Below are 11,087 nucleotides of genomic sequence, written 5' to 3' on the forward strand. Positions count from 1 at the left end.
GGGTCGTAGGCTGGTGCGGTGAGTGACCCAGCCGACGCGATCCAGCGACCCAAGCACGCCGACGAAGACGCCGACCAGCCGACACGCCCGGTGCTGGTCTGTGCCTTCGAAGGCTGGAACGACGCCGGGGACGCGGCCAGTACGGCGCTCGAGCACCTCCAGCTGAGCTGGGACGCCAAGCCACTGGCGGAACTGAGCCCCGACGACTACTACGACTTCCAGGTCAGCAGGCCCACCGTGCGGATGGTGGACGGCGTGACCCGGCGGGTCGAGTGGCCGACGACCACGCTGTCCATCTGCCGCCCGCCCGGGTACGACCGCGACGTCGTGCTGGTGCAGGGCCCGGAGCCGAACATGCGCTGGCGCGCGTTCTGCCAGGAGCTGCTCGAGCACATCGAGCAGTTCGACGTCGCCACCGTGGTCACGCTCGGCGCCCTGCTGGCCGACACCGCGCACACCCGTCCCGTCCCGGTCACCGGCACGGCGTACGACGCCGAGGCGGCCGAGCAGTTCGGCCTCGAGCGCAGCCGGTACCAGGGCCCGACCGGGATCGTCGGGATCTTCCAGGACTTCTGCGTGCAGGCCGGGATCCCAGCGATCTCCATCTGGGCCGCGGTGCCGCACTACGTGTCGCACCCGCCGTCGCCGAAGGCCACGCTCGCGCTCCTCCACAAACTGGAGGACGTGCTCGACGTCGAGGTGCCCCTCGGCGCGCTGCCCGAGCAGGCCGAGGAATGGCAGCGCACGGTCACCGAGATGGCCGAGGAGGACGAGGAGATCGCCGACTACGTGCGCACCCTCGAAGAGCGCGGGGACGCCGAAGTGGAGATGTCGGTCGACGAGTCCAGCGGGGACAAGATCGCCGCCGAGTTCGAGCGGTACCTGCGGCGCCGTCGCCCGGGCCAGGAAGGGCCGGGTTCCGCCGCCAAATGATCTCGCGGGCCGCGCTGTATCTGGGCGGCCTGCTCGGGCCCTTCGGGGCCGGCGTGGTCTCGTCGATGCTGCCCGAGCTCGGCGCGAGCTTCGGCGTTTCGGAGTCCACGGCGGCCACCTCGCTGACCGCGTACCTGCTGCCGTTCGCCCTGACCATGCTGGTGTCCGGGACGCTCGGCGAGCGGTGGGGCCCGGCGCGCACCATCCGCTTCGCCTACGCCGGGTACGTGCTGGTGGCGCTGCTCGCCGTCGTCGCGCCGTGGTTCTGGTTGTTCCAGCTCAGCCGCGGTATGCAGGGTGTATGCAATGCGTTCACGACCCCGCTGCTGATGACGAAGCTCGCGGCGATCACGCCGAAGGAGCGGCTGGGCCGCGCGCTGGGCACCTACGGCGCGATGCAGTCGATCGGGCAGACTTCGGCGCCGCTCGTCGGCGGGCTGGCCGCGGAGGGTTCGTGGCAGTGGGCGTTCGCCGGGATCGCCGCGGTCGCCGCCGTGCTGACGGCGAGCCCGCTGCCTGCTGACGAAGCGCGGCAGGATCGGGTGCGGCTGCGCGACGCGTGGCGGCCGGCCGTGCTGTGGACCGGGTCGATGATCTTCCTGGCGTGGGCGGCGCTGGCCGGTTTGCCGTTCCTGGTGGCGTTCCGGCTGGACGACCTGTTCGGGCTGAGCCCCGGGATGCGGGGCCTGGCGCTGACGGCGTTCGGTGCGCCGGGTTCGTCGCCGCGCGCCTCGCCGGCGGAGTGGCCGACAGGTTCGGCTCGCGCCTGGCGATCGGGGCCGGGCTGGCCGCCGGAGCGTGCGCGATCGCCGCGATCGGGCTGTTCGCCACGCTGCCGGTGGTGGTCGGTGCGTGGGCGGTGGCCGGGGTGTGCGGCCAGCTCGTACTGGTGGGGGTGAACGCGCTGGTGCTCGCCGACGGCGGTGGCGGCGCGATCTCGGTGGTCACGGCGCTCCGGTTCCTCGGGATGTCCGCCTCGCCGACGGCTTTCACCGGCTTGTACCGGCACGATCCGGTGCTCGGGTTCGTGGTGCCCGCCGCCGTGCTGGCCGCGACCGTGCCGCTGGCGGCGGTGCGGTCAAAGAATCTTCCGTAGCGGCACCGGCCCGCGGGCGCGCTTGCGCCATTCGCGCGGGTAGCCGAGCGAGACCTCCTCGAAGCGCACCCCGTCGGCGTGTGTCGTGCGCGGGATGTGCAGATGCCCGAAGACCGCCACCTCGGCGCGGTAGCGCACGTGCCAGTCCGCTGTCTTCGTTGTGCCGCACCACATCGCGAACTCCGGCCAGTACAGCGGCGCGGTCGGATGGCGGTGCAGCGGCCAGTGCGACATCAGGATCGTGCCGTGGTCTTCGGGGATCCGGGCCAGTCGCTGCTCGGTGTACTCGATCCGCTGGGCGCACCAGTCCTGGCGGGAGGGGTACGGGTCTGGTTGCAGGAAGTACTCATCCGTGCAGACGACACCCGCTTCGCGCGCCTGGTCGAGGGCTTCTTCGAGGGACACGTTCTCGGCCTGCGGGGTGCGCCAGCTGTAGTCGTAGAGCAGGAACATCGGCGCGATCGTGAGCGGGCGGGCGGCGTGCTCCCACACCGGGTACTCGTCCTCCGGGGTCAGCACGTCCAGCTCGCGGCAGCGCTCGACGAGGTGCAGGTAGCGCTGCTCGCCGCGCGGGTCGTTCTCCTCGCGGCCGGTGCTCCACAGCTCGTGGTTGCCGGGCACCCACACCACGCGGGCGAAGCGTTCGCGCAGGGTGGCCAGCGTTTCCACCACCTTCGCGATCTTCTCGGCGACGTCGCCCGCGACGAGCAGCCAGTCGTCCGGGGAGCCTGGCCGGACCTCGTCGAGGAGCGGCGCGTTGCCCTGGTGGGTCACGTGGAGGTCACTGGTGGCGTAGAGGCTGGGCACCTCTCAACCGTAACCATCCGCCTCCGCAGCCCGAGCAAGGCGACCGTTCCGGCAGTCACATGGAGCGCCGCCTGCACGTCGAGGAGCATGGCGACGCCGTGCCCGGCGAGCGCCCCGGCGGCCAGCATCCCGGCCGCCTGACAGGCCGCCATCCCCGCGCCCAACGCCGCCGACACTCCCCCGGCTCGCGGGGATTCCCGCTGTATCACCGAAAACAGCCCGGATGCCAGCACGACCGCGGGCGCGCCCACCACAACGAACAGTCCGATGTAGACACCGAACGCCGTGGTGACGTAGGCCGAGTTCCAGATCAGCGCCGACGTCAGGCCCAGCGCCACCGACCCCCAGCCGAGCAGCCGGGCCGGCGCCACGTTCCGGGCGACGGTGGCCACGGCGAAGCCCGCCGCGAACCCGCCGACAGCCTGGACTCCCCGCAGCAGGCCGACTCCGGCGTCCCCTCCCCCGAGCGGCCCGGTCACGAAGACGACGAACAGCACCAGGAACATCCCTTGCGCCACCGAAATCAGCGCGGCGACGCCCGCCGTCACGCGAAGCCGCGGGCTGCGCGCCACGTCAGCGATCCCGTCGAGCCAGCGCACGGGACCTCCGGACGGGGCGGCCGCGTCGAACCGCGGCAGCAGCAGCGCGGCGGCGGTGAGCAGGAACGCGAGGTAGATCCCGACGACCCAGCCGAGACCGGCGAAGCCCAGCACCACCCCGCCCAGCGAACTGCCGCCGAGCCGGGCCACGCTGCTGTTCATGCCCATCAACCCGTTGGCCGCGGTCACGCGCTCCGGGCCGACGAGCGCGGGCACCAGCGCGTTGCGGGCGGGCTCGAACACCGACGCCAGCGCCGACTGCGCGGCCATGAGGAGGTAGATCGCGGCGCCGCCTGCCCACAGCACGGGGACCGAGACCAGCGCCTGGGCGACGCACACCAGGCACAGCACCAGGCGGCGGTCGTAGCGGTCGGCGACCAGCCCGGCGAGCGGGCTCGCGAGGACCATCGGCAGCACCCCGGCGACCATCGTGAGCGCGGTCGACCCGACCGAGCCGGTCGCCTGGTATATGAACACCGGGAGCGCGACCTGGAGCATCCATTCGGCACTTTCGGCGAACAGCCCCGCCACCCACAACCTGGCGAGACCCGGCTCCCGCAACGGGGAGCTCATCAGCTCGGGCTCCCGTCCGCGTCGATCCGGGGGAAGGCCCGCCAATCCGCATGCACGACCCTCGCGTCCGCGGGGGCGTTCTCGCGGATGTTGCCGACGTACGGCCGGACGAGGGCGTCGATCGCGGAGTTCAGCTCCTCCAGTTCGGCCGGGGTGAGGCGCAGGGCGTAGGTGTTCATGCCGACGGCACCGCGCCATTCCGGTTCGAGGGTGTCGGCGCTGTCGAGGAACCGCTGCGCGAGGGTTTCGGCTTCACGCAGCCAGGTTCCGGCGAGCGCGAGGCGTTCGGAGCTGCCGTCGAGCTCCCCGAAGTCGAGCCCCACGGGATTCGCCCGCCACGGCCGCTCCCGCCCGTCCGTGCCCTCCACTCGCTCGACCAGCCCCCACTGCGCGAGCTGCCGCAGGTGCCAGCTGCAGTTCGACGCCGTCGAATCCACCGCCGCGGCGCATTCGCTGGCGGTCCGCGGGCCGACGGACATCAGGTACCCCAGCAGGGCCGAACGCAGCGGATGGGCGAGCGCCCGCATCAGCTCCGCGTCCCGGACCCGCCTGCGCGGCGGCAGCTCGGCCATGACTCCCCCCAACTCTGAAAGAAGTCTTTCGAAAGACTTCTTTCAGAGTTGCGCCCGGCTCACCGGCTGTCAAGACCTTCGCGAATCACACCGCCGCGGGAAGCGCTTTCTCGCGCCGGACCCACGGCAGGTACCCCACCACCAACGCGATCGCGCAGCCCGCGGCCGTGTCGGCGAGCCGGTAGCCGATCGTCTCCCACGTCGTGGCCTGACCGAAGTCCAGCAGCAGCACCACGAGCGGCGTCATACACAGTGCATACAACGTGTATGACCGGTCACGGAGGAACGGTCGCAAGCCCGCGAGCGCCCCCACCGTGCCCACCAGCCACCACGACGACGGGACCCACCACACGGTCAGCGAGCCGACGAGCACACCCGCCGCCGTGCCCAGCGCGCGCTCCCCCGCCCGGCGCAACGCGCCGTCCAACTGCCGGCGCGCCACGATCGCGACGGTGACGGCGATCCAGTAGCCCTTCGGCTGATGCCACAACTGGCCGAGCGCCCCCGCGACCGCGAGGCACAGTGTCAGCCGCGCCGAGTACTGCCAGGTTTTCCAGCGCCGCAAGGACTTCCACCACAGCCGGAACCGCGGCACCGGCAGCGGCTCGGTGCTCGCGACGAGCACCAGTGTCACGACCACAGCCCACGCCGTCCATCGACAGTCCCGTCGTGATGACCAGAAAAGTAAGCGAACGCGTAGCGATTTCGAGCGACGCCCGGCTGAACCCGGTCAGCCCCGAGACCACCGCCGCCGCCGTGACCACACCGGCAACCGAGCGCACCGGAAAGCAGGTCTCCGGTCAGCGGCACCCCCCAGCGCGGCGCGAGTATTTTAGTACGCACACCTTAGTAATAGCAGGATGCGCGCCACCCCAGAAGGTGGCCGACTCCGAGTTCTACAGTTCGATACCCAGCAGAGCGTCGACGGCCGTGCGGACGAGCCCCGGCGCGTCGGCGTCGGTTCCGTTGCCGCGCAAGGCTTCCTCGGCCCAGCCGTCGATCGCGGCGAGTGCCCTCGGGGTGTCCAGGTCGTCGGCGAGGTGATCACGCAGCCGCCCGATGACGTCCTCCGCGGGCGGCGCCGTGGTCAGCGCGACGGCTTCCCGCCAGCGGGCCAGGCGGTGCTCCGCCGCCGTCAGCAGGTCCTGCGTCCACGCGCGGTCTTCGCGGTAGTGCCCCGCGAACAGCGCGAGCCGGATCGCGCCGGCGTCCACGCCGTCGGCCCGCAGCCGCGACACGAACACCAGGTTCCCCCGCGACTTCGACATCTTCTCGCCGTCGAGGCCGATCATCCCGGCGTGCACGTAGTGCCGCGCGAAGGGATGCGAGTCGGCGAGCGCCTCGGCGTGCGCCGCGCTGTACTCGTGGTGCGGGAAGATCAGGTCCGAGCCGCCGCCCTGCACGTCGAAGCCCAGGCCGAGCCGGTTCACCGCGATCGCGCTGCACTCGATGTGCCAGCCGGGGCGGCCCGCGCCCAGCTCCGACTCCCAGGACGGCTCACCGGGCCGTGCCATCCGCCACAACAGTGCGTCCAGCGGGTCGCGCTTGCCCGCGCGGTCCGGGTCGCCGCCGCGCTCGGCGAAGAACTTCGCCATGGTGTCCGCGTCGTAGTTCGACTCGTAGCCGAACCGGCCGGTGGCCGCGCGGTCGAAGTAGATGTCCGGGTACTCCGCGTCGTCCGCACGGTACGCGGCGCCGGAGGCCAGCAGCTTCGCGATCACCTCGACGATCTCCGGGACCGCCTCCACGGCCCCGACGAACTCACGCGGCGGGACCACCCGCAGCGCCTCCATGTCCTCGCGGAACAGCGCCGTCTCGCGCAGCCCCAGCACGATCCAGTCGTCCTGGTCCCGCTGCGCGCGCTCCAGCAGCGGCTCGTCGATGTCGGTGACGTTCTGCACGTAGTGCACGTCGTGCCCGTTGTCGCGCCAGAGCCGGTTCACCAGGTCGAAGGCGAGGTACGTGGCGGCGTGCCCGAGGTGCGTGGCGTCGTACGGGGTGATGCCGCAGACGTACATCCGCGCCGTCTCACCTGGTGCCGTGGGGCGCACCTGCCCGGCCGAGGTGTCGTACAACCGGAGCGGACGCGGGGTTCCCGGGACTCGGGGCAGGGTGACGGATGACCAGGTCTGCATGACCCAACCCTAAGTCCCGCTTCGCCCCGCCCTCCCGGCCGGTGGGAATCCGCAGCTCAACCGCTGATCGTCAGCGCCTTCAGCTGAGCCTGCGTGCCGTAGAAGGTGTCCTGGTTGCCCGGCAGCCGCCCGGTGACCCCGGACTGCCAGAACGTCGCGTTCCAGCCGCCGGGCACCTCGCCCATGCTGGTGTTGAAGCGGGCCAGCCAGAGCACGTGGTCGCCAGAGAACGCCGTGCTGTTCCCGGTGCACCGCTTCCACCACAGCGTGGTGGTGTAGATGATCGGCGTGTGCCCGGTGCGAGCCTTGAGCGTGGTGCTGAAGTCGCGGATCCAGTTGACCATGTCCTGCGGCGAGAGGTTGTAGCACGGCGGCGCGCCCTGGGTGTCCTCCATGTCCAGTGCCGGCGGCAGCGTCATGCCGTCGGAGAACCAGCGCCCGTCGTGGTCGTGCAGGTACGCCGCCTGCGCGGCGCCGGTCGACTTGTCCGGGCGGGCGTAGTGGTAGGAACCGCGGATCATCCCGGCGGCCTTGACCGCGCGGAACTGGGCGAGGTAGTTCGGGTTCGCGTAGCCGACGCCGGCGGTGTCCTTGACGAACGCGAATGTGGCGCCCGCCGCCTTCGCCGCGTTCAGGTCGGGCACTCCCTGGGACTCGCTGATGTCGAACCCGGCCAGGCTCGCCGCCTCGGTGGCCCCGGCGACCGCGGGCATCACCGCTGCTCCGACGGCCAGGGCGACGACGACGGCTACGCGCTGCACAATCCGAATCACGCTCGGAACGCTAAATCAGCCTCGCCGGGACAGCCGCCCGACGTGCGTGTTACCGACCGATCGGGTGATCATTTTCCGAGCGAAGCCGACCAGGTGGCCTCGAGCCCGGCGATCAGCTCCTCCGAAGTCGGGGCACCTTCGGGGTCGAGCAGCCACTGCACGGAAAGCCCGTCGCAGATCGCGATCACGAAGCTGGCCACGGCCTGGCAGCGCCGGTCTTCGGGCGCGATGCCGCCGTCGAGGGACTCCGCGACGAGGGTCGCCACCTTCTGCCGGCAGCGGCGGTACTGCTCGGCGAACTGCTCCCGCAACGAGACCGTGCGCTCCGCCTGCGCGAGAGCCTCCACATAGGACAGCAGGAGGTTCCGGGTGGTGGGCAGGTTGTCGAGCATCGCCGCCCACGCACGGCGGCCGCGTTCGATCGGCGTTGCTCTCGGGTCGGCCATCGCGATCCGGGCCAGGGTGTCGGTCCACTCCTCGAACACCTCGCCGATCGCGGCGTTGAGCAGCCCGGCCTTGGACCCGAAGTGGTAGCCGATGGAATGCAGGTTCGTGCCCGAGGCCGCGACGAGATCCCGCGCCGTGATGTGCGCGTACCCCTTGTCCTCCAGCAGGCGGCGCGCGGCGGCGAGCAGCTCTTCCCGATGACCCACCCGGTGAGGCTAGCAACTGGACAGTGGACTTATACGCGCGTATAACTCGTCTTCAGTTGCCAATCCGACCACAGCCACGGCGGAATCGAGGCCAGGTGGGCCACCGCAGGTTTGTGTCCGCCTTCTTCTGGCCGGATTGCCAACAGGACGCGTCCACCTCACGGCCGAGGAGGCTCCGGGATGACGACCGCCGACGCGCTGCCCCGCGCGAGCACCACCGCCCCGCTGCCGCCGGGCCCACGGCTGCCCGGGCCGGTGCAAAGCCTGCTGTTCGGCAATTTCCGGCAGACGCTCATGCCGCTGCTGCGGCGGCGCTACGGCGACGTGATCAAGCTGTACCTCTACCCCGAGCGGAACGTGGTGCAGCTGGCGAACCTCGAGCACATCAAGACGGTGTTCAGCGGGCCCGTCACCACTTTCCACGCCGGCGAGGGCAACGTGGTGCTCAAGCCGATCATGGGCGAGCACTCGGTGCTGCTCACCGACGAGGACGTGCACCTGCGCGCCCGGAAGCTGCTCATGCCCGCCTTCCACGGCTCGGCGCTGCGCGGCTACCGCGACATGATCACCGAACTGGCCGAGCGCGAGGTCGCCCGCTGGCCCGCCGGGCGGGTGTTCAGCTCGCACGCCCGGATGCAGGCGCTGACGCTGGAGATCATCCTGCGCGTCGTGTTCGGCGTCGCCGAGGGGCCGCGGCTGGACGAGCTGCGCCGCCTGCTGACCAGCGCCGTCGACATCGGGGTGTTCGACATCCTGGGCTGGCACAACGAAAAGCTGCGCCAGTACGGGCCGTGGAAGCGCGCGGCGCGCACGCAGGAACGCATCGACGTGCTGATCTACGCCGAGATCGCCGAACGGCGGGCGGCGCCGGATCTCGGCGAACGCACCGACGTGCTGTCCCGGCTGCTCACGGTGCCCGCCGAGGACGACCACCTCACCGACGCCGAACTGCGCGACCAGCTCGTCACCCTGCTGCTGGCCGGGCACGAGACCACGGCGACCACGCTCGCCTGGTGCTTCCACGAGCTGGCCCGCGACCCGGCACACCACGCCGCCGCGCTGGCGGCCGCCGACGACGGCGACGAGAAGTACCTGGAGGCCATCGCGAAGGAGGCCATGCGCCTGCATCCGGTGATCTCCGAGGTGGCGCGGCGGCTGACCGAAGACATCGAACTGGGCGGGTACCGCATCCCGGCCGGCTACACGGTGATGCCGTCGATCGGCATGGTGCACGGGGATCCCGCGCACCATGCCGCGCCCCAGGTCTTCCGGCCGGAACGGTTCCTGGAGGACGGCGGCCCGGCGACCGGCACGTGGTTCCCCTTCGGCGGCGGGGCGCGGCGCTGCCTGGGCGCGGGATTTTCCTTACTGGAAGCCACGATCGTGCTGCAGGCGGTGCTCTCGCGCTACCACCTCGCGCCCGAACGCCGCCGCCCGGAACGCGCACGGCCCCGGCACATCACGATGGTGCCCGGCCGGGGCGCGCGTATCTCCGTGCGCCCGCGCTAGGGCTGTTTTCACACCCTATGGAGCGAGCATCGCTTCGAGGATGCGTTGCAGCTCAACGCGATCCCGCGGGGTGACCCTCGCCAGCCTGCGGTCGTACTCCGCCGCGAGGGCCGCGAGCGCCCGATCGCGTGCTTGCGCGCCCTCCGCGGTCAGCACGAGCCGATGACGCCGCAAATCCGCCTCGTCGATCTCACGGCGGATAAAGCCCTTGGCGACGAGGTTGCGGACGTAGACCGTCACGCTCGCCTTGGGCAGCAGCAGCGCGGTCGCGATCTCCGCCGGGTACGGCGATGCCTCCACCTCGGCCAGGACGAAGAACTCCTTCGTCTCCAGCCCGAGCTCGGCCAGCTCCCGCGCGCAGGCATCCAGCACGACGCCCAGCAGCCGCTGGTTCAGCCTCCACAGCCGCGCCCCGTCGACTGACACCCGAGCCTCCGTCCGAGGTGGTACCGTTTCGTATTAGTTCCGAACTGTACCAGTTGCCGTTCCGCACCGGCCCCCTAGGACCTCACGAAGGAAGCCACGCATGCTTCAGCACCTCACGATCCCGCGCGGTCCCCTCGAACTCGCCGCCGATCTCCACCTGCCTGACGACGCCGACGCACCGTTGCGCGCGGTGGTGGTCTCCACTCCGGGCAGCAGCGTGAAGGAGCAGATCGGCGCCAACTACGCCTCCCGTCTCGCGGCCCGCGGCATCGCGGCGCTCGTCTTCGATCCCGCCCATCAGGGCCAGAGCGGGGGCGAGCCCCGCGACCTCGAAGACCCCTACCGCCGAGGCGAGGACATCTCCTACGCCATCGACCTGCTCACCACGATCCCCGGCATCGACCCGCGGCGCATCGGCGTCCTCGGCATCTGCGCCGGCGGGGGTTACGCCGTGCACACCGCCCGCACGGACCACCGCATCAAGGCGGTCGGCACGGTCGTCCCCGGCGACATGGGCACCTCGTTCCGCGGCTTCCAGCCCGACGGCCCGGTCGCGGCACTCGACGCCCTCGCGGACGCCCGTATCGAAGAGGCCCGCTCCGGCGTGATGACGAGGGTGAACTGGCTGCCCGACACCCTCGAAGACGCCAAAGCGGCGGGCCTGACCGACATCGACACCACTCAGGCCATCACTTACTACCGCACCGAGCGCGGCGGTAACGCACACTCGACGAACCGGCGCCTCTCGCGCAGCGACTCCCTCCTGCTGGGCTACGACGCGTTCCACTTGGCCGATCAGCTCATGACCCAGCCACTGCAGGTCATCCTCGCCGGACGCCTCGGCAACACCGGCTCCTACGACGCCGGCATGCGGCTGTGGAAGCTGGCCCCCAACCCCGTCGACCTCATGGTGATCGACGGCGCCGGCCACTACGAGATGTACGACGAACCCGAATACGTCGACGCCGCCGTCGAACGACTCACGGACTTCTATACGAACAACCTGTGACC

Annotated in this window: 13 protein-coding genes; 5 read left to right on the forward strand and 8 right to left on the reverse strand. The window is 71.0% G+C overall.

All coding sequences use genetic code 11. The features are described from left to right. The first annotated feature begins 18 nt into the window (after positions 1 to 18). Genes FPZ12_RS31845 through FPZ12_RS46665 form a run of 3 tightly spaced genes read left to right on the forward strand, consistent with a single transcriptional unit; the run spans position 19 to position 2,029 of the window. Positions 19 to 933: a PAC2 family protein gene (locus FPZ12_RS31845; RefSeq protein ID WP_208026093.1), complete on the forward strand. Its 915-nt coding sequence runs from the start codon at positions 19 to 21 to the stop codon at positions 931 to 933. Further along, positions 930 to 1,832 carry an MFS transporter gene (locus FPZ12_RS31850; RefSeq protein ID WP_243770130.1) on the forward strand — a complete coding sequence of 301 codons (903 nt, stop codon included), beginning with the start codon at positions 930 to 932 and terminating at the stop codon, positions 1,830 to 1,832. Before FPZ12_RS31845 ends, FPZ12_RS31850 begins: the two co-directional genes overlap by 4 nt. Continuing rightward, complete coding sequence (locus FPZ12_RS46665) at positions 1,775 to 2,029, forward strand: hypothetical protein (protein WP_243770131.1); 255 nt, start codon at positions 1,775 to 1,777, stop codon at positions 2,027 to 2,029. The genes FPZ12_RS31850 and FPZ12_RS46665 overlap by 58 nt, the downstream gene beginning before the upstream one ends. Here the strand turns inward: FPZ12_RS46665 and FPZ12_RS31855 are convergent. From FPZ12_RS31855 to FPZ12_RS31885, 7 genes are all read right to left on the reverse strand, one after another. Further along, complete coding sequence (locus tag FPZ12_RS31855; protein WP_144749831.1) at positions 2,012 to 2,836, reverse strand: metallophosphoesterase family protein; 825 nt, start codon at positions 2,834 to 2,836, stop codon at positions 2,012 to 2,014. The two genes, FPZ12_RS46665 and FPZ12_RS31855, sit on opposite strands and share 18 nt — an antisense overlap. Beyond that, positions 2,800 to 4,008: an MFS transporter gene (locus tag FPZ12_RS31860; protein WP_144749833.1), complete on the reverse strand. Its 1,209-nt coding sequence runs from the start codon at positions 4,006 to 4,008 to the stop codon at positions 2,800 to 2,802. Before FPZ12_RS31860 ends, FPZ12_RS31855 begins: the two co-directional genes overlap by 37 nt. Beyond that, complete coding sequence (locus FPZ12_RS31865) at positions 4,008 to 4,580, reverse strand: ArsR/SmtB family transcription factor (protein ID WP_144749835.1); 573 nt, start codon at positions 4,578 to 4,580, stop codon at positions 4,008 to 4,010. Before FPZ12_RS31865 ends, FPZ12_RS31860 begins: the two co-directional genes overlap by 1 nt. 85 nt (positions 4,581 to 4,665) lie before the next feature. Further along, positions 4,666 to 5,214, reverse strand: a complete 549-nt coding sequence (locus FPZ12_RS31870) for an FUSC family protein (protein WP_166462973.1) — start codon at positions 5,212 to 5,214, stop codon at positions 4,666 to 4,668. 262 nt (positions 5,215 to 5,476) lie between these two features. Continuing rightward, positions 5,477 to 6,715: a cysteine--1-D-myo-inosityl 2-amino-2-deoxy-alpha-D-glucopyranoside ligase gene (gene mshC / locus FPZ12_RS31875; RefSeq protein ID WP_144749839.1), complete on the reverse strand. Its 1,239-nt coding sequence runs from the start codon at positions 6,713 to 6,715 to the stop codon at positions 5,477 to 5,479. A 56-nt stretch (positions 6,716 to 6,771) separates the two neighbouring features. After that, positions 6,772 to 7,488 carry a GH25 family lysozyme gene (locus FPZ12_RS31880; protein WP_243770132.1) on the reverse strand — a complete coding sequence of 239 codons (717 nt, stop codon included), beginning with the start codon at positions 7,486 to 7,488 and terminating at the stop codon, positions 6,772 to 6,774. Positions 7,489 to 7,556: 68 nt separating this feature from the next. Continuing rightward, positions 7,557 to 8,141 carry a TetR/AcrR family transcriptional regulator gene (locus FPZ12_RS31885; protein ID WP_144749841.1) on the reverse strand — a complete coding sequence of 195 codons (585 nt, stop codon included), beginning with the start codon at positions 8,139 to 8,141 and terminating at the stop codon, positions 7,557 to 7,559. 180 nt (positions 8,142 to 8,321) lie between these two features. Between FPZ12_RS31885 and FPZ12_RS31890 the strand changes: the two genes are divergently transcribed. Further along, complete coding sequence (locus FPZ12_RS31890) at positions 8,322 to 9,650, forward strand: cytochrome P450 (protein ID WP_144749843.1); 1,329 nt, start codon at positions 8,322 to 8,324, stop codon at positions 9,648 to 9,650. 15 nt (positions 9,651 to 9,665) lie between these two features. Here the strand turns inward: FPZ12_RS31890 and FPZ12_RS31895 are convergent, their stop codons facing one another. Further along, the gene (locus FPZ12_RS31895) at positions 9,666 to 10,076 is read right to left on the reverse strand and encodes a MarR family winged helix-turn-helix transcriptional regulator (protein ID WP_144749845.1); all 411 of its coding nucleotides are present in this window, start codon (positions 10,074 to 10,076) and stop codon (positions 9,666 to 9,668) included. Positions 10,077 to 10,176: 100 nt separating this feature from the next. Between FPZ12_RS31895 and FPZ12_RS31900 the strand changes: the two genes are divergently transcribed. Continuing rightward, a complete protein-coding gene (locus FPZ12_RS31900; RefSeq protein ID WP_144749847.1) occupies positions 10,177 to 11,085 on the forward strand; it encodes an alpha/beta hydrolase in 909 nt (302 codons plus the stop codon). Positions 11,086 to 11,087 lie beyond the last annotated feature (2 nt).

This window comes from Amycolatopsis acidicola (assembly GCF_007713735.2).
GTDB classification, from domain to species: Bacteria; Actinomycetota; Actinomycetes; order Mycobacteriales; family Pseudonocardiaceae; genus Amycolatopsis_E; species Amycolatopsis_E acidicola.

Bases quoted from the DNA above. Each gene is read 5' to 3' on its own strand.
- FPZ12_RS31850 (WP_243770130.1), top strand. From the start codon at position 930: ATGATCTCGCGGGCCGCGCTGTATCTGGGCGGCCTGCTCGGGCCCTTC.
- FPZ12_RS31860 (WP_144749833.1), bottom strand. From the start codon at position 4,008: ATGAGCTCCCCGTTGCGGGAGCCGGGTCTCGCCAGGTTGTGGGTGGCG.
- FPZ12_RS31865 (WP_144749835.1), bottom strand. From the start codon at position 4,580: ATGGCCGAGCTGCCGCCGCGCAGGCGGGTCCGGGACGCGGAGCTGATG.
- mshC (WP_144749839.1), bottom strand. From the start codon at position 6,715: ATGCAGACCTGGTCATCCGTCACCCTGCCCCGAGTCCCGGGAACCCCG.
- FPZ12_RS31890 (WP_144749843.1), top strand. From the start codon at position 8,322: ATGACGACCGCCGACGCGCTGCCCCGCGCGAGCACCACCGCCCCGCTG.
- FPZ12_RS31900 (WP_144749847.1), top strand. From the start codon at position 10,177: ATGCTTCAGCACCTCACGATCCCGCGCGGTCCCCTCGAACTCGCCGCC.